Origin of the sequence: Paraburkholderia guartelaensis, from assembly GCF_004353905.1 — a bacterium.
GTDB lineage: Bacteria > Pseudomonadota > Gammaproteobacteria > Burkholderiales > Burkholderiaceae > Paraburkholderia > Paraburkholderia guartelaensis.
Genome location: NZ_SMOD01000014.1, coordinates 118308 through 136206, shown reverse-complemented (window position 1 = coordinate 136206; position 17899 = coordinate 118308). Strand labels below are relative to the sequence as shown.

Here is a 17899-nt window from a genome sequence, read left to right as displayed (position 1 = left end):
TCCCGACCGCCTCAATGCGCGCCGTTGGAAACGCGTGCCGCGCCGATAATTGCTCCGTCCGCCGACTGGATCAGTATTGCCGCCTGTTCACCGGCCGGCGCCGCAGGTTCGAGCTTCAACGGAGCACCCGTCCATTCACCGACGGCTTGTATTGAGCGAACGATATTTGACTCCCTGAGCGTACGACCCGTGTTTTCGCCTCGTCCGACCTCGGTCACGTGGTCGGTGTCATATCCAACCAGCAAGACCCGACCATGGCCGGTGCCGGGCCCCACCGTGACTGATAGCGTCCCGCCGTGGCGCACACCGCTGACATCCACCCCTGCCTCGTCCGCTTTCTGTGCGGTCTCGATTGCCGCCTCGGCTGCATGTCGATTCGAACCCACGAGTCCCTTCTGACCGTCGATCACCATTTCCGGCGTATAGGGGCTCTGACCAAAACGCGCGCTGTACTCGGCCTGGCGCTGCGTGGCAGCTTCCAGCGAGTAAGGGTCACGCCAGCCAAGGCCGTCCCAGTACGTCACATGAAACGCGAGTGGAAGCAGTTCCGGACGCCCACGTGATAGCTCAGACAGGTAAGCGTCTGCTGGAGGACACGAGGAGCACCCTTCCGAAGTGAACAGTTCGACAACGACAGGTCTCGCAGACGCCGCAACGGGCGCGACAAGAAAAAGGAACGCAATAGCAACGAGCCGTACGGACATGACCGGTCTCCAGAACGACGGGGCTGCCTCTTAATTCGTTCGAGTACGCATCCCGGTTACAGCCGGAGGTACTTTATTTCATCGGAGAGATCACGGAAGAAGCGCGCCTCGCAAGTCCTTACGGATTGACGTGGCGCGCAGCGCCTGGATCGAGGAAACGGGGAAGCGACGCAATGGCAGGCTTCGGCAGCGGCACGCTGTAGAGAAAGCCCTGCGCAACCTCACACCCATGTGCATCGAGAAACGCAGCCTGCTCTATCGTCTCGACGCCTTCGGCAACAACCCGCTGCCCGAGGCAACGCGCGATGGAAAGGATGGCCTTCACGAGTTCGGCATGGCGCCGGTCAGTCGTGACTCGCTGCACGAACGTACGATCGATCTTGAGCGTATCGATAGGGAATCGGGTCAAATAGCTGAGCGCGGAATAGCCGGTGCCGAAATCATCGATCGCAATGGAAACGCCCATGTTCTCGAACGTCAGAAGCGCGCTCAGGACTGAGTCGTCCTCCTCGAGCAGCAGACTTTCGGTGATCTCAAACTCCAGCCACTCGGGCCGACAACCGGTTTCATCGAGGACATCTCTTACCGTCAGTGCGAGGTCGCGCGACTGAAACTGTCGCGCGGAAAGATTAATCGACACCCTGTGGCGCGCGCCGCTCCTGGTATTCCATTCGACGGCCGAGCGGCAAGCCTCGAGCAGCACCCAACGCCCGAGATCGACGATCAGACCTGTTTCTTCTGCAAGCGGCACGAACTGATCCGGGCGAATGAAGCCCTCGCCGGGACGATTCCATCTCAGCAAGGCTTCCGAACCGATGACTTCCGCGCCACGAAGCGTAACCTGAGGCTGGTAATACAATGCAAATTCGCCCAGATCGATTGCGCGCCGCAGCTCCGACTCGAGCGAAAGGCGCGCGGTGGCCTCGATGGTCAGGTCCTTCGTGTAAAAGCGAAAACCGCGGCGCCCTGAGCGCTTCGCAAGGTACATTGCCGAGTCGGCATATCTCAGCAAGTCTTTCGCGTCGGTGCTGTCGACCGGATACAGCGCGATCCCCACGCTGCACGATACGAACACTTCTCTTCCATCGAGCAGGAAAGGTTCGTCGAGCCGCTTGATGATCATCGCGGAGATGTCCTCGACGATGCCGCGATCGGCAACCCCGGGCAGCAAAACCGCGAACTCGTCGCCACCAAAGCGGGCAACAGTGTCCTCCGGACGCACACATGTCACCAGGCGGCGCGCCGCCTCGCGCAGCAACTCATCACCGATCGCGTGGCCCATCGTGTCGTTGACACCCTTGAAGCGGTCCATGTCGATCATCATGACGGCCGTATAGCCGTCGTGCGCGCCGTTCGAGATGGCCAGACGCAAGTCTTCGTTGAACTGCACGCGATTCGGAAGCGCCGTTAGCGCGTCGAAATACGCCATCCGATGGATCTTCCCTCTGGAGGCGTGTAGTTCCGAGATATCCCGTCCCACGGCAAGGACGGTTTCCACCATGCCGTCCGGTCCCAGTTCCGGTGTCAACCGGATCAGCTGGCATAGCTCTCTGCTCTCGTCAGGCCCCCAGATCAGCTCGAATTCCCTGTCGCTTGCCGTTGCGAAGACTTCCCTGAGCTGCTGCTCATAGAGAACGGACCCTGGCCCACCTGGATACTCGGCCGGCGTCCTGCCGAGCAGCGCTTGCGCCCCTCCGATGGCGAGTGATGCGAAAGTGGGATTGACGTAGAGGCGTCGGCAATCGCGTCCGTAGCGGGCGACCGTATCGGGCGAGTTTTCGACGAGGGTTCTAAACTCACGTTCCCGGCGTGCGAGTCTCTCATCGAAACGCCGACGTTCAGTCATGTCGCGCGCCACGCAGAGCACACCCGCCACCATCCCTTCTGCATCGAACACCGGCAGGCGTCGAGTTTCGAGCAACGTCCGTTCACTGGTCGGCGGTGCGACCACCCACTCGTCGCTCACGCAAACGTGCATGGCATCGATTGCGGCCTTGTCGCGTTCCCGAAAGTAGTCCGCCAGCTCGGCATCGAAGATGTCGAAATCCGTTCCCCCGAGAATTTCAGCTTTCGACTTGCCGACAAATCGCTCGAAACTCTGATTGCAAATCAGGAAGACGCCCGCGGTGCTCTTCAACCACACCAAATCGGGGATGGTGTGCAGAACGGTCATCAACTGGGTGCGCGCGCCGGACAATTCGCGCGCCTTGTATTCGAGGCGTTCGTTGAGCTGAAGAATCCGCTCATATTGGGCACGCTGCTCGGACTCCGCCTGCTTACGCTCGGTAATGTCCAGAATGGCGCCAATCAAGCCGGCCTGATGGCCTTCATCGTCGTGGAAAACGGCCTTGCTGAATTCCACGTCGCGCACTTGTTTCTTTGCGTTCTGGACCTTGAATTCGTAGCGCTGGATCCCGCCTTTCGCAAACAGCTCCTCGTCCTTGGCGAAATAGGTTTGCGCCAGCTCGTGCGGACTCGTTTCGAAGACGGTCTTGCCGATGAACCGCTCTTTGGGGACGCCAAGAAATTCTTCGAAAGCCCGATTGAGGTGAAGGTATCGCCCTTCCCTGTCTTTCGAAAAGACAGGAATGGGCATGGTGTCGAGCAGCGATTCGAGAAATGACTCGCGTTCACGGAGTTTTGCCTCAGCACGTTTGCGCGCCGTGATGTTGAAATAGATCGCAAGCACCCCGGGAGCCGCTTCCGAAGCCGGATAGCTTACGAACTGCACCAGGTAGTGTTCGCCGTGCATGTGCGGCAGGCCGTCGAACGTCAGTTCCAGCTCACGTGCGACGCCGGTAGTCGCGACTTCGCGCACGGTATCGAGGTACTGCTGCAGCGCCTGGGGTGAAAAGATTCGGGCTTCGGCATTCGTCGCGCAGGCGCTTCCGGATGTGTCCCTCATCATCGCCAGGGCCGCGCTGTTCACGTAGCGTTGTTGACCTTGCGCGTCGTAACGGATGACCGGCATAGGGAGGTTGCTGACCGGCTCGCTGTACTGGCTTTCTGCGTCCATTTCAGGGTTTCTCATGCTGTCAAAGAGAATGTGTGCTCGTACAACGCCATCTACGCACTCGTTCCCTCAATCGGCAACTTCAACAACGCGCAACACGGCATGCCATCCACCCGCTAACGGCAGAATTCGAGAATTCTGAAGTGCGTCGAGTGGGATCCTATGGACTTGCGGCAAGCACATGGCGCGCATTGCCCGCGAATTCGTTCCGCGTTTGCGTGAGTTATCGCGCATGTCTCATCCTGGCATCGCGCCAAACGACATCGATGTGTTATATAGGCGCGGTGCCTACTCTCGCCGAACCTGCATGCCGCTCTTCGATTTGCGCACGGTCATCCTGATGTCTTCCGTCATGCCAGGACTGATGGCAATCGCCTTGTTTTCGCTCGCCCGAAGCTTTCCTCAGAACATACGCGGGGTCCGTCATTGGGCATCAGGTGCGCTGGTGGTCAGCGTATCGGTGCTCCTGCTCGCGTTCCGCGGCAGCGTGCCGGACTGGCTTTCGATCCTTGTTGCGAATTGCGGAATCGTCTTTGGCACGGGGCTGGGACTCGTTGGCACCCAGCACCTCTATGGGTGCCGACCCAGCTGGCGATTTGTCTCGCTGCTGCTCTTCATCGCCGCCGCCGGCATGATCTGGCTGTGGCTGGTCCATCCATCCGTTGCGGGCCGCACTGTCGTGATCACCGGGGTACTCGCGCTACTCTACGGCACGCATGGCGTGGTTATGCTCCGCCTTGGGCGTCCCAGCCGCATGGCGCTTTTCGTTGGCGCACTGCTTCTTGCAGAATGCGCGGTTGCCGGCGCACGCGCTATCTCCGTCGCGCTTGCGACGCGGGGCCTGCCCGACCTCTTCCATCCGGAATGGATGCAGACGTTCTATCTCACCGCGGGTGCCGCATTTTCCTTGCTCGTGACAGTGGGCCTTCTGCTGATTGCAATGGAGCGGCTACGCACACAGCTTGAGCGGCAGTCGTACTGCGATCCGCTGACAGGTTTGCTGAACCGCCGCGCGCTCGCGCTCGCATTCGAAGAGGAACGTGAACTGGCAAAGCGCAATGGAGGCATGCTCTCCATGCTCCTGATCGATCTCGACCACTTCAAGCGGGTCAACGACGAGCATGGGCACGATACGGGAGACAACGTCCTGATCGACTTCGCGGAGCGCGCCAGTGCGGCAATGCCGCCGTCAGCCTATCTCGCGCGCTGGGGAGGAGAAGAGTTCGCCGTGTTGCTGCCGGCACTCTCATTGCAAAAGGCGCACGAGCTGGCCGAAGTGATCCGCACGCGAATCGCTGAGCCCGGCATCACGGCGCCTGGCATTCGATACACATGCAGCATCGGCGTGGCCTGCCTCGCCGCCGCCGAGGCGACGATCCAGCAATTGGCGCGCGATGCCGACAATGCGCTCTATCACGCCAAGCATCTCGGCCGCAACCGCGTTGAGATCTGCGACCGCGCATTTGCTGCCTGAAACAGACAAGCAGCCTGGTACTCAACGCAATCAGTTCTTCACCGGGAAAAACCAGAGATTGCGATCGGTATAGCCGAACTGTCTGATGATCGACCCCAGCGTTCCATCGGCGCGAAGTTCGTCGAGCGTTCGAGACACCGCGTTGTTCAGATCGACGTCGCCCTTGCGCAAAGCGTAGCGCGCGTAGCCGTATTCCTGCGGTAGCGGCCTGTAGTCAGCCACCATTTGCATTGCTGCAGATGGATGCTGTTTCAGGAATTGCCCGATCTTGATGTCGTCTTCCATCGCAACGTCAATTCGCCCCGCGATCAGATCGGAGAACTCCGCCTCGTTACTCGTGTAGAGCTTGAGCTCCTTCAGGTCCTTGCGCCCTTCGAGCAACTGGTGATTGATGCTCCCGCGCACCGTGCCAACAGTATGGCCGGCGAAGTCGTCCCATCCATGAATCTTCGACGGATTGCCACGCTGCACCGCGATGCCCGACCCGTACCAGTATGCCGGGCTGGTGAAGGCTACGACGCGCAGCCGCTGCTCGTTTTCGTGCAGGTTGTCGACGATGATGTCGGCGCGACCGGCGAGCAGTGCAGGAATCATCGCGTCGAACGGCACGATGTCCCACGTGACCTTCGTGATATTGAGCCGCTTCATGATTTCGCGGAAGATGCGCACATCAGCACCGTCGAACGTGTGCGTTTTTTCGTCCCGGAAAGTCGACGGCGGATCGGCGGCGATCACGAGCGTGATGCCGTTCTTGAGCGCGCGCGCGTACGAGCCGTCTCCGCCATCGAAGCGCACGTCGGTGATCGCCGCGCTATCAGCCGCGTGGGCATTGGACGACAACGCCGCAACACCCATTACTATCGATGCGAATGCCAGCGTAGCTTTGCGCATGAAACACCCCGAATTAGTTAGTTATCCAGATGTGATGATGTGATCCTGCCATTCGCCCGCGTACAGTTTTCCGCCCCTCGTGCGAGCGCACCGGTCATCGCGCACGCACTGCGGGACTCGCCGTGCGCGTGGTGCCCATCTTGCGCTCGAGCCAGTGCACGACCAGGGCGCTCGGCCACGAAAATGCCAGATACAGCGCGCCGACCAGCGTGAATATCGTGACGTACTGGAAGTTCGTCGACGAGATGATCTGGCCGGTGAACATCAGCTCCTTGACCGTCACGATCGACACGAGCGAGGTGTCCTTGAAGAGCGAAATCGCATAGTTGCCAAGCGGCGGCACGACGATACGGATGGCTTGGGGAAGCACGATCAGACGCAACGTCTGGCGGCCGGACATGCCGAGCGCCTTCGCGGCTTGCGTCTGGCTCTTCGGCACGGCTTCGATGCCAGCGCGATACACCTCGGCGAGATACGCCGAGTAGTTGATCGACAACCCGATTACACCCGCCGTGAACGGAGCGAAGCGAATCCCGAATGAGGGCAGCACGAAATAGATGTAGAACAGTTGCAGCAGCGCGGGCGTGCCGCGAATGACCTCGATATACACCGATGCAATGGCTCTCGGCAGCCGTGCGCGGCTGAGTCTCGCGATGGCAAGCAGCAGTCCGAATGGCAGGCTGAGCGCGAGAATGCTGAAAGTCAGCTCGATGCTCGTGAGCGCCCCTTTGAGCAGATCAGGCAGATAGCTGCTCGCATCGTGCAGATCGAACAGGTCGAAAAAGGTGGTCAGCATGAGGTCCTCGCCCCCGTCGCGGGGGGCACCAGTGTTCCGACAGGCAGAGGCGCGCTAGCTCGCCGCGCCGCTTTGCGGGCCAACCTGCGCGCCGAGCATCCGGCTGATGCGTTCTGCATGACTGCGCAGCGTGCGCCCCAGCGCGTGCAGGTCGTCGTCATCCAGTCCGTTCTTGAGCGTCGTCACGCTGATCGCCGCCACCCCCTCGCCCTCGCGGTTCGTAATCGCCGCGCCCACGCAAACCACGCCCAGATTGTCTTCTTCGTCATCGAATGCGTAGCCGCGCTCGGCGACCAGGATCAGATCCTTCATCAGCTCCGCGGGTGTCAGGCAGGTGTACTCCGTGCGGCGCGGCATGCCGGTGTGCGCCAGCAGCTTGACGACCCGCGCGGGCGGCAATAGCGCGAGCAGCGATTTGCCGAGAGCCGAGCAATGCGGAAGCTCACGTTGTCCGAGGGCGGACGCGATCCGCACGATCCCCGGCGCCTCGACGCGGTTGATTGCGACTGCATAGCCGTTCTCGTCGAGCACCGCAAGGCGGGACGTGAGACCGGTCGTATCGGTCAGTTCGCGCAATACCGGCATCGCAAGCTGGGAGATGCCGACGTCTGCCGCCGCCCGGTCGCCGAGGTGCACTAGCGCAAAGCCGAGCCGATAGCGCCGTGAGCTGCCGAGGCGTACGTCGGTGACGTAATTGCGGGCGAGCAAGGTTTGCAATAACTCGAACGCCGTGCTCTTCGACACGCCGATGGCCGTCGCAATCTCGGCAACGGTGAGCCCCTCGGTACCGCTGCCCCCGAGCGTCTCCAGAACATCGAGCGCGCGGCTGACGCTGCGAAGCGCGTTGCGCTCCCCAATGGTTTGGTCTGTTTGTGTCATCTGTATTTCGTCTTTTATCCGATAGCCGGCGGTCAAGCGTAATAGCCAGCTTCGCGCTGCCAATATTGACACTCATCAAGGTGGAAACTACCATAAATAGGCTGCCGAACTGCGTTCGGTAGAGCCGAACACAAATATTTATTCGGCATACAGCACGCCCGATTCGTTGCGTGCGTTATCCAGGTAGAAGACAACAGGAGGCCGCAGGGCCGGTGGTGCGCTCGGGGCAAGTTTGCGCGGCGCCATATTCCGACGGCAAATAAAAAATGGGAACAATGTCAGAAAGGGGTTTGGACGGCGACGGCCAACCGAAAATGTCGGGCGCCTGTTCGTCGCGAGTCGCTCACGGCGACATCTTGCACATCAAATCCGTGATTCAGCGATTGTCTGCGGAGGACCTGAACGAGGCGCGTCTGCCCCCGTCCTATTGGCGAAAGCGCCTGCAGGAAATCATGCAAAGCCATCAACTGTCGAAAAGCCAGTTCGATGAAATCGACCGGCTACTCGCGACATTGAAGGAATAGCGGCGCTTGCTTGCCGCACTAATACAGCTGACTCACCGAGCCGATGCCGATACTGATCGGTCGGAACTCAGTCCAGCGCCTTGAGATCCGCCTCAATCTTTTCGAGCGCGTCCTGCGAGATGAGGCCACCCGCGAACTTCGCCGCCGTCGTCAGCGGCATGCCGCGCGCCATGTCGATCTGCGGATGTGAGGAGAGGCCTGGCAGGTGTTTTTCCACGATGGCCTTGGCCGCAGCGCTTCCCAGGAGGTCGCTCACGGTGGATTCTATTGAGTAGGACATCTGAGTTTTTTCCCGAGTCCCGTCCTTGGGGGCAGACGCCTGCGAATCGGCGGGTGCTGAACTGACCTGCAGCGAACCGAGGCTCTGAATGGCGGGCAATGGCGGCAGGGGTTCGAAGCGTGATTCACGCTTGGCCTGCCAGCCTGCGATGGCTTCGGACAGGTCCGAGGTATCGAATATGGCGCTCTGAAGCAGGGCCATGTGCTGCAACGACTCCGCGGTTCCGTGATCGCGGGCATAGTTCATCGCCGTCTTGCTTCCCGCCACTGCAAGCGGAGATTTCGATGCAATGCTGCGCGCCAGTTCCATCACATGGAGATGGAGCGCATCAGCGTCGGGCAGCACGGCATTGACGAGTCCCACTGCGAGAGCCCGTTCGGCACTCAACCGCTCACTGGTGTACGCCATCTGGCGCACTACGCCCGCCGGAATGAGCTTGGGCAGGCGTTGCAGCACGCCAAGATCGGCCACCATGCCGATCTGCGTTTCCTGCAGGCAGAAGAAGGCGTCCGCCGTGCAGACGCGAATGTCGCAAGCAACGGCAAGGTCGAGCCCGCCTCCGATGCACCCGCCCTGCACGGCGCAGATAACGGGGAAACGTGCCTTGTCGAGTACCTCGAAGCAGTCCATCAGATCTGCGAGAGCGCGCTGAAAACCGAGGCGTTTGCGTGGACTGCGGGTGTCGAAGTCGTTCGATATGTTGGCGAACACCTCGAAATCCATGCCGGCCGAAAAGTGCTTGCCCGTCGAACTGATGACGAGCACGCGAACCTCGCCACTCGCATCGAGTGCCTGCACGATTTCGCGCAGGCCCGTATAAAACGCAGGGTCCATCACATTGAGCCGGTCGGGACGGTTCAATAGAAGATGCGCGATGCCTGCTTCGGTACTGAGGCGAAAGTATTTTTCGTTCATGGATTGCTCGCGGCTTTATACGCGGGAAGAAGATGAGCCAGACGCGCGCCCATCTCGGCACCCAGCACCTGCAATGCGTTGAATGGCCGGATCATCACTTCGAATTCCACGATGCGCCCCGTCTCGTCGAAGCGGATCATGTCGATGCCTTTGAGTTGCTTGTCCTGCACGGTCGCGCTGAATTCGAGCACGACGTTCAGGCCGTCGCCGCTGGCGAACTGGCGATGATAGGTAAAGCCCTCGAAAATGGTGATCACCGTACGCAGTGCCATCAGCAATGCAGGCGCGGGACCGTAGGGCTTGAACGCCATCGGCGAGCGAAAAACGGCCTCTGGATGCACGATGGACTCCAGACGGCTGAGATCCTTGCTATCCACGAGCTCATGCCAGATCGCGAGGGACCGCGCGACAGCGGGTGGCAAGTTGAGTATGGCGTCGTTCATATCGAGTCCGTTTTCAGGTCGAGGAAACACGCAGCGCGCTCAAAACGAGGCTGCAAGCGTGGTGCCCTCGTGGATGGCGCGCTTGGCGTCGAGTTCGGCAGCCTCTGCGGCACCGCCGATCACGTGCACTTTGCGGCCGGCAGCCAGCAGCTGGTCGGCCAGTTCACGCAGCGGCTCCTGTCCCGCGCAGACCACGACGTTATCGACAGCGAGGGTTTGCGGCACACCGTCGATGCTCACGTGCAGCCCTTCGTCGTCGATACGCTGGTATTCCACCGAGGACGACATGCCAACACCGCGCGCCTTCAAGGCCGTTCGGTGAATCCATCCCGTCGTCTTGCCGAGGTTTTCGCCAACCTTCGAGCGCTTGCGTTGCAGCAGATGCACGCTGCGAACCGCCGGACCAACCGATGCACGGCGCAATCCGCCGCGTTCGGCATAGTTCGTGTCCACGCCCCATTCGGCGAAGAATTTTTGCGGATCAAGGCTCGCGGACTCGCCCTCATGCACGAGATATTCGGCCACGTCGAAGCCGATACCGCCAGCACCCACGATCGCGACGTCAGATCCCACCGGCTTGCCGTCGCGCAGCACGTCCAGATAGCCCAGCACCTTCGCATGGTGAGCGCCTTCGATGCGCAGCGCGCGCGGCAGAACGCCAGTCGCCACGACTACCTCATCGAAGCCCTCCTGCATCAACGCTTCGGCGCTCGCACGCGTGCCGAGGCGAAGCTCGACGCCCGTCAATTCGATCTGGCGGCGGAAGTAGCGCAGCGTTTCATTGAACTCTTCCTTGCCCGGTACCTTCTTGGCGATATTGAACTGGCCGCCGATTTCGGTGCTGGCCTCGAAGAGCGTAACGGCATGCCCGCGGCTGGCCGCCGTCACCGCGCAGGCGAGACCGGCCGGCCCCGCGCCCACGATCGCCACGCGCTTTGGCTGCGCGGCAGGCCGGATAAGGATTTCCGTCTCGTGACAGGCACGCGGATTCACGAGGCAGGACGTGACCTTGCCTGCGAAAGTATGGTCGAGACAAGCCTGATTGCAGCCGATACAGGTATTGATCTCATCGGCACGATCCTCACGAGCCTTGCGCACGAATTCAGCATCGGCGAGGAATGGACGGGCCATCGACACCATGTCGCACGCGCCGTCGGCAAGCAACTGTTCGGCAAGCTCGGGCGTGTTGATGCGATTGGTGGCGACGAGCGGCACCGAGACCTTACCCATCAGTTGCCGCGTGACCCAGGCCCATGCGCCGCGCGGCACCTTGGTCGCGATGGTGGGAATCCGCGCCTCGTGCCAGCCAATGCCCGTATTGATGATGGTGGCACCCGCCTGCTCGACAGCCTGTGCGAGCTGGATGACTTCCTCCAGTGTCGAACCGCCCTCAACCAGATCGAGCATCGAAAGCCGGTAGATGATGATGAAATCACGGCCGACGCGCTCGCGCACGCGGCGCACGATCTCCACCGCGAAACGTATCCGATTCTCGTAACTGCCGCCCCATCGGTCAGTGCGATGATTGGTACGCATCGCAATGAACTCGTTGATGAGGTAGCCCTCCGAGCCCATGATTTCCACGCCGTCGTAGCCAGCATGTTGTGCGAGGGCTGCGCAGCGGACGAAATCGTCGATGGTTTCTTCAACCTCGTCGTCACTCAGCTCGTGAGGGGTGAACGGATTGATGGGGGCTTGCAATGCACTGGGCGCGACCAGCATCGGCTGATACGAGTAGCGGCCGAAATGCAGGATCTGCATGGCGATCTTGCCGCCTTCCGCGTGAACGGCGCGCGTAATCGTACGGTGCCGCTCGGCTTCCTCCTCCGTGGTCAGCATCGCGCCGCCATGCATGGGGCGCGCGCGTTCGTTCGGCGCTATGCCGCCAGTCACGATCAACCCGACTTCGCCACGCGCGCGCTCCGCATAGAACGCAGCCATACGTTCGAAGCCATTCGGCACTTCCTCCAGACCGACGTGCATGGAGCCCATCAGCACGCGGTTCTTCAAGGTCGTGAAGCCCAGATCGAGTGGACGCAGAAGGTGGGGATAGCGATTTGTCATGTTCATGCAATGGGTTGGATGACGGCGAGGTCGATAATGCAACCAGTTGCATAGAGAATCAAGCGAATGCGAGGATTTCGAAAACCTCCTCTACAAGCCACCTGATCACTCTCTCTTTGATCAGACGTTACTTCCTCGCTCCGGTGTTTCGATTTATGTAAGTTCTAACTGCGTCGGATCGCACGCAAAGGAGTCGCACAGGTCGGCATCACTCCGCGAGTTCTCCCGTGCGCAAGCGCATTGACGCATCTGCTACCATTCGAAACGACAGTCCAGCGGCATAACAAAAAAAGAAATGGACTATGACATGGCGTTGCGTTGCGTCGCGCGCAGAAGCGGAATCTGAATCTATAAGCGGCTCCTTCAGAGCATGTCATCTGAGACTCGGTCCAACTCGATTGCAGATAGCAGCCAGGTGTTATGGCAGGATGGCGACCGAGTCTTTTCCCGCGCATGGCGCTCGAGCCTCGATGGCGCGCAGACTTCGGTCATGGAGTTGCGGCCTTCGGCCGCCGGCCTCACGCCCGCGAGCCTCGAACGCCTCGCGCACGAGTACCAGCTGAAAGACGAGCTTTCCGCCGATTGGGCCGTGAGGCCGCTCGAACTCGTGCAGGAGGGCAGTCAAACGGTACTGGTGCTCGAGGATTCGGGCGCCGCTCCGCTCGACCGGCTGATCGGCTCGCCGCTTCGGCTAGAACGCTTCCTGCAACTCGCCATCGATATCGTCGGCGCCCTGGGCAAGGCTCATCAGCAAGGCCTCATCCATAAGGACATCAAGCCGGCGCATATCCTGGTGAACGACGCAACGGGCGAGGTCAGGCTCACCGGCTTCGGTATTGCGTCGCGACTTCCGCGCGAACGCCAGGGCCCGGAACATCCGGAATTGATCGCGGGTACCCTCGCCTACATGGCGCCGGAGCAGACCGGGCGAATGAACCGGTCGATCGATTCGCGCAGCGATCTTTACGCGCTCGGGGTCACGTTGTACGAGCTGTTGACCGGAACCCTCCCTTTCACTGCGCTGGACCCGCTGGAATGGGTGCATTGCCACATCGCGCGGCAGCCCGCTGCGCCGGACGAGCGCGCCAAAGGCATTCCTGCCCTGCTCTCGGCCATCGTCATGAAGCTGTTGTCGAAACCCGCCGAGGATCGCTATCAAACCGCGAGCGGCCTCGAGTGGGACCTCAGAAGGTGCCTGGCGGAATGGGAAGCCACCCATCAAATCGAGCCTTTTCCACTCGGAACGCACGATACGACCCGACAGCTCCTGATTCCCGAGAAGCTCTATGGGCGCCGCATGGAAATCGCGACGCTTCTGGATGCCTTCGAGCGCGTCGCCACGCAAGGCACGCGGGAACTCGTCCTCGTGTCCGGCTACCCGGGCATTGGCAAGTCGTCCGTCGTCAACGAATTGCACAAGGTTATCGTGCTGCCACGCGGGATCTTCATCTCGGGCAAGTTCGACCTGCGCCTGCGGGACGTTCCCTACGCCACCTTGGCTCAGGCCTTCGCCGAGTTGATCCGGCAAATCCTGAACGACCAGCATGCCAACGTTGCGCGTTGGCGCGACGCGATCGAAGAAGCCGTTGGCCAACACGGACGATTGCTAACCGATCTGATCCCCGAACTCGCCGGCCTGATCGGACCGCAGCCTCCGGTTCCCGCGCTCTCGCCACTCGAAACCCAGTTGCGGTTTCAATCCGTCTTTCAAAAGTTCGTGAGCGTGTTCGCGCGCGCGGAGCATCCGCTGGTCATTTTCGTCGACGACCTCCAGTGGCTCGATCCGGCCACGTTGACCGTGGTCGAATATCTGATCACGCACGACCACACGCACCACCTGCTATTGATCGGCGCGTATCGCGACAACGAAGTCGCGCCCGGGCATCCGTTGTTGAGTACGCTCGGTTCGATTCGCAAGGCCGGAACGACGGTGCACGAGATCACACTCGGGCCGCTCTCGCCGCATGATTTCAGCGAGCTGCTTTGCGACGCATTCAGATGCAGGCGCGAGCAAGCTTTGCCTCTGGCCACGCTGGTTCACCGGAAAACCGGCGGCAATCCGTTCTTTGCGGGCCAGTTTCTGACGAATCTCGCTGAGGAAGGTCTCCTCGCGTTCGAGTCGAGTTCGGCCTCGTGGCGATGGAGTCTCGAACACATCGACGCAAAAGGTTTCACCGAAAACGTCGTGGATCTGATGATCCGCAGGCTCCAGCGGCTTTCGCCCACCACACAGGACGCGCTGATGCTGCTTGCCTGCCTCGGCAGCCAGGCCGATTTCGGCACGCTCGCGAGCGTCTGGGGCGGCTCCGAGGCCAAGGTCCATGCGGACTTTGCCGATGCCGTTCGGGCCGGCGCGATCATCTCCATGGACCGCAGCTTCAAGTTCGTGCATGACCGGGTGCAGGAAGCTGCCTACGCGCTGATCCCGCCCGCTGCGCGCGCCGGGCATCACTTGCGCATTGGCCGCCTGCTGTTGTCGCAGCTCGCTGACGCGGACATTTCGGCCAGGATTTTCGATCTCGTGAACCAGCTGAATCCTGGATGCGAGCTGATGGTCGAGCGGGCCGAACGACATCGCGCAGCGGCCCTCAACCTCGAAGCCGCAAGAAAGGCGAAAGCCTCCACCGCTTACCGTTCGGCCTGCAATTATCTGGCGACCGCTGCGTCGCTGCTTTCGCAGCAAGGATGGGACGACTGTTACGAGCTAACCTTCAGTGTCTGGTTCGAGCGGGCTGACTGCGAGTTTCTTCTCTCGCACCTCGACAAGGCTACCGAATGGATCGATGAAATATTGCTTCGCGCGCAATCGAAGATCCACCGCGCCGAAGCCTACCGGCTCAGGATGGTCCTGCAGCTGGTGACCGGCGACAACGCGTCCGCAGTCAGGACCGCCCGCGAATGTCTCGGCATGTTCGATATCGACTTGCCCGATCATCCCGCAGATCACGAAGTATCGGCAGAATACGAAGCGGTCTGGGCGCATCTGGGCGCACGGCCGATCGAAAGCCTCCTCGATCTCGCGATGATGGAAGACCCGGAGATGCGGGAGGTCATGAACATCTTCCACATGCTGGGGCAGACGGCCTATTTCACCGATATCAACCTCGCCCAGACAATTGCGTGCCGAATGGTCGTCGTGACGCTGCAATTCGGCACGACCGAATCGGCTGTAATCGCCTATGCGTTCCTTTCCATCCTGCTGGGCCCGTTCTTCCATCGATACCAGGAGGGCGAAGCGTTCGCCCGGCTGGCGGTCGCAGTGGCGGAGAAGCACCGCTTCGCGGCTCAACACGTGGCCGCACATTTCTTTATGCAAATGGCGGTGCTCTGGACGCAACCGATCGAAATCGCGTTAGGGTGCGTCGATACTGCCATCCGGTACGCGCAGGAAACTGGCGAGGTCATCTATGCCAGCTTCAGCCTCGAACATCGGCTAACGGATCTTCTGGCGCGCGGTGTACACCTCGATGAGGCGTGGCTCGAATCGATCAAGGCCATTGCGTTCGTCGAGCGAATCAACTTCCGTCACGTACACGATATTCTCACGGGCATCCAGCAATTCATTCAGAGGCTTCGCGGGCGTACTGGCGACCAGACGGTCATCGAAGACGCGACGATCGAAGCGCAAATCGCGGATAGCGGTATTGCCGTGGTCAACGGCTTCTACTGGATTTTGCGGGTGCAGCGCCACTATCTGTTGGGCGAGCACGAGAAGGCGCTCGCGTGCGCCGCCCGGGTCAAGCCGATTCTCTGGTCCGGACGCTGCCACCTCCAGTTCTCCAACTACTGCCTTTACTATTCGCTTGCGCTCGCTGCCGTTCACCACACCGCGTCGAGCGAGCGACAAGCCGCGATCGAAGCCGATATCGCCGCAAACATTCAGGCATTCGAAAGATGGGCACAAAGCAGCCCGGTCACGTTTGCGCACAAGCATCTGCTGCTGCGCGCGGAACGGGCCCGTCTGAACGGAGACGCCATGCAGGCCTTGCGGCTTTTTGAGGATGCTGCGCGCCTGGCAGGCGAGCGAGGCTTCGTTCAGGAACAGGCGCTGGCCAACGAACTGGCTGGGCAGTGCTGCCTCGCCGCTGGCCTCGAGCGCGCGGCGCACGCCTACTTGCGCGAGGCATGGGACGGTTATTCGCAATGGGGGGCACACGGCAAAATCCACCAACTCGAGCAGCGCTACCCCGCGAGCAAGCCCGAAGCGGCGTCTGTCTCGCGCGCGACTATCGAGGAGTCCGCCGGGCAACTGGACGTTGCAACGATCGTGAAGACGGCTCAGGCAATCTCCAGTGAAATGGTGCTCGAGAATCTGATCAAGTCCTTGATGGTGACCGCGGTCGAGCACGCTGGCGCCGAACGCGGCCTGTTGATCCTTCCACAGGGCGCCCACCTGCGCATCGAGGCCGAAGCCACGACTCAAGGCGGCCAGGTCGTCGTGCAATTGCCGCAACAGTCGCCGAATTCGTCCGCGTTGCCCGAGTCGCTCCTGCACTACGTCGCAAGCACGCGCGAGCCCGTCATCATCGACGACGCCTCTGCCGAAAACCGCTTTTCCGCCGATCCCTATATCCGCCAGACACGTGCGCGTTCCGTCCTTTGCCTGCCGTTGCTCAAGCAGGCCAGGCTGATCGGCGCCCTCTACCTCGAGAACAACCTCGCGTCCGGCGTTTTTGCCCCGAAGCGCATCGCCATGTTGAAGCTGCTCGCCTCGCAGGCGGCGATTGCACTCGAAAACGCCGGCCTGTACCGCGATCTCGCAGAACGCGAAGCGAAGATCCGGCGCCTCGTCGACGCCAACATCGTCGGAATCCTGATTGGGGACGTCGAGGGCCGCATCCTCGAAGCCAACGACGCGTTTCTTCGTATGCTGGGATACGACCGTGACGATCTGCGGCTTGGGAATCTCAGCTGGAGGGACCTCACACCTACCGAATGGGTCGAGCGCAGCAGACTAGCGTGGGAGGAGCTGGAGAAGACGGGGATAATACGGCCCTACGAGAAAGAATACTTCCGCAAGGATGGCAGCCGCGTGCCGGTGCTGATCGGCATTGCCACGCTCGACGAGAAGGCGGTGCAAGCTATCGCGTTCGTGCTCGATCTGAGCGAGCTGAAACGGGCCGAAGCGCAGGCGCGCCAACTGCAGCTCGAGCTTGCCCATGCGAACCGCGTCACGGCCATTGGGCAGCTCGCGGCGTCGATTAGCCACGAAATGAAGCAGCCGATCGCGGCGACGGCCGTCAACGCGTCAACGGGTCTGCGCTGCCTCGAGACCGATCCGCCCAACGTCGGGGAAGCCCGCCAGGCGTTCGCCCGTATCGTGCGTGACACGAAACGCGCCGGCGAAGTGATCAAGCGGATTCATGGCCTCGTCATCAAGGCCCCGACGACCAACGAGATCCTGCAGATCAACGAGGCGATCCGCGAGGTCCTGGCGCTCGCAGCCAGCGAAGCAAACCGGAACGGCGTTTCTGTGCGGCTGCAGCTTGCGGAAGCCTTACCGCCCATCAACGGCGACCGCGTGCAAATCCAGCAGGTGATGCTGAACCTTATTATCAATGCCATCGACGCGATGAGCGCCGTTGAAGATGGACCGCGGGAATTGACGATCAGCACCGCCACGAATGAGCCGGATGCCGTTCTTGTGGCCGTGCGCGATTGCGGCCCGGGTATCGCTGCGCAGAATACCGAGCGCCTGTTCGAGCCGTTTTATACGACGAAGGCCAGCGGGATGGGTATGGGGCTCTCGATATGCCACTCGATCGTCAGCGCGCATGGCGGCCGATTGTGGGCGAGCGCCAACGTCCCGCGCGGTGCGCTCTTTCAGTTCACGTTGCCAGTCCACCCCGCCGAATCTGCGTAAGCCGGCCCAAAACCGACACCAAGGTATATTGACTCCCCGTTCCCAAAAGCCGA

The 17899-nt window shown here is 61.1% G+C and carries 11 protein-coding genes; 3 read left to right on the top strand and 8 right to left on the bottom strand.

Annotated features, from left to right (window positions below; all coding sequences use genetic code 11):
* Positions 1 to 11 precede the first annotated feature (11 nt).
* A complete protein-coding gene (locus tag E1N52_RS19910; RefSeq protein ID WP_133184446.1) occupies positions 12 to 704 on the bottom strand; it encodes a DUF1223 domain-containing protein in 693 nt (230 codons plus the stop codon).
* Positions 705 to 822: 118 nt separating this feature from the next.
* Positions 823 to 3720: a bifunctional diguanylate cyclase/phosphodiesterase gene (locus tag E1N52_RS19905; RefSeq protein ID WP_165979418.1), complete on the bottom strand. Its 2898-nt coding sequence runs from the start codon at positions 3718 to 3720 to the stop codon at positions 823 to 825.
* 178 nt (positions 3721 to 3898) lie between these two features.
* On the opposite strand from E1N52_RS19905, the gene E1N52_RS19900 reads away from it, so the two are divergent.
* On the top strand, positions 3899 to 5191 hold the full coding sequence (locus E1N52_RS19900; protein ID WP_246089143.1) for a GGDEF domain-containing protein: 1293 nt from the start codon (positions 3899 to 3901) through the stop codon (positions 5189 to 5191).
* Positions 5192 to 5221: 30 nt separating this feature from the next.
* Here E1N52_RS19900 and E1N52_RS19895 read toward each other — a convergent pair whose 3' ends face one another.
* The 3 genes from E1N52_RS19895 to E1N52_RS19885 all read right to left on the bottom strand — a co-directional run bounded on the left by E1N52_RS19895 (position 5222) and on the right by E1N52_RS19885 (position 7793).
* The gene (locus E1N52_RS19895) at positions 5222 to 6082 is read right to left on the bottom strand and encodes a substrate-binding periplasmic protein (RefSeq protein ID WP_133184444.1); all 861 of its coding nucleotides are present in this window, start codon (positions 6080 to 6082) and stop codon (positions 5222 to 5224) included.
* 94 nt (positions 6083 to 6176) lie between these two features.
* The gene (ehuD, locus tag E1N52_RS19890) at positions 6177 to 6878 is read right to left on the bottom strand and encodes an ectoine/hydroxyectoine ABC transporter permease subunit EhuD (protein ID WP_133184443.1); all 702 of its coding nucleotides are present in this window, start codon (positions 6876 to 6878) and stop codon (positions 6177 to 6179) included.
* A gap of 54 nt (positions 6879 to 6932) precedes the next feature.
* Entirely contained in the window at positions 6933 to 7793 is an 861-nt protein-coding gene (locus tag E1N52_RS19885) for an IclR family transcriptional regulator (RefSeq protein ID WP_133184442.1), read from the bottom strand.
* 254 nt (positions 7794 to 8047) lie between these two features.
* Between E1N52_RS19885 and E1N52_RS19880 the strand changes: the two genes are divergently transcribed.
* Entirely contained in the window at positions 8048 to 8281 is a 234-nt protein-coding gene (locus E1N52_RS19880) for a hypothetical protein (RefSeq protein ID WP_133184441.1), read from the top strand.
* Between the two features lie 67 nt (positions 8282 to 8348).
* Here E1N52_RS19880 and E1N52_RS19875 read toward each other — a convergent pair whose 3' ends face one another.
* From E1N52_RS19875 to E1N52_RS19865, 3 genes are read right to left on the bottom strand one after another with little or no spacing between them, the layout of a single operon-like run.
* Positions 8349 to 9476: an enoyl-CoA hydratase-related protein gene (locus E1N52_RS19875; RefSeq protein WP_133184440.1), complete on the bottom strand. Its 1128-nt coding sequence runs from the start codon at positions 9474 to 9476 to the stop codon at positions 8349 to 8351.
* Positions 9473 to 9919 (bottom strand): nuclear transport factor 2 family protein, encoded by a 447-nt coding sequence (locus tag E1N52_RS19870; protein WP_133184439.1) that lies wholly within the window; start codon positions 9917 to 9919, stop codon positions 9473 to 9475. Before E1N52_RS19870 ends, E1N52_RS19875 begins: the two co-directional genes overlap by 4 nt.
* A gap of 39 nt (positions 9920 to 9958) precedes the next feature.
* Positions 9959 to 11983 carry an NADPH-dependent 2,4-dienoyl-CoA reductase gene (locus E1N52_RS19865; RefSeq protein WP_133184532.1) on the bottom strand — a complete coding sequence of 675 codons (2025 nt, stop codon included), beginning with the start codon at positions 11981 to 11983 and terminating at the stop codon, positions 9959 to 9961.
* A gap of 490 nt (positions 11984 to 12473) precedes the next feature.
* Between E1N52_RS19865 and E1N52_RS19860 the strand changes: the two genes are divergently transcribed.
* Positions 12474 to 17846: a trifunctional serine/threonine-protein kinase/ATP-binding protein/sensor histidine kinase gene (locus tag E1N52_RS19860; RefSeq protein ID WP_246089142.1), complete on the top strand. Its 5373-nt coding sequence runs from the start codon at positions 12474 to 12476 to the stop codon at positions 17844 to 17846.
* Positions 17847 to 17899: the final 53 nt, after the last annotated feature.

Coding starts and splice junctions, on each gene's coding strand:
- E1N52_RS19865 (WP_133184532.1), bottom strand. CDS start 11,983: ATGACAAATCGCTATCCCCACCTTCTGCGTCCACTCGATCTGGGCTTC.
- E1N52_RS19875 (WP_133184440.1), bottom strand. CDS start 9,476: ATGAACGAAAAATACTTTCGCCTCAGTACCGAAGCAGGCATCGCGCAT.
- E1N52_RS19900 (WP_246089143.1), top strand. CDS start 3,899: ATGGCGCGCATTGCCCGCGAATTCGTTCCGCGTTTGCGTGAGTTATCG.
- E1N52_RS19910 (WP_133184446.1), bottom strand. CDS start 704: ATGTCCGTACGGCTCGTTGCTATTGCGTTCCTTTTTCTTGTCGCGCCC.
- ehuD (WP_133184443.1), bottom strand. CDS start 6,878: ATGCTGACCACCTTTTTCGACCTGTTCGATCTGCACGATGCGAGCAGC.
- E1N52_RS19860 (WP_246089142.1), top strand. CDS start 12,474: ATGGAGTTGCGGCCTTCGGCCGCCGGCCTCACGCCCGCGAGCCTCGAA.
- E1N52_RS19895 (WP_133184444.1), bottom strand. CDS start 6,082: ATGCGCAAAGCTACGCTGGCATTCGCATCGATAGTAATGGGTGTTGCG.
- E1N52_RS19905 (WP_165979418.1), bottom strand. CDS start 3,720: ATGGACGCAGAAAGCCAGTACAGCGAGCCGGTCAGCAACCTCCCTATG.
- E1N52_RS19870 (WP_133184439.1), bottom strand. CDS start 9,919: ATGAACGACGCCATACTCAACTTGCCACCCGCTGTCGCGCGGTCCCTC.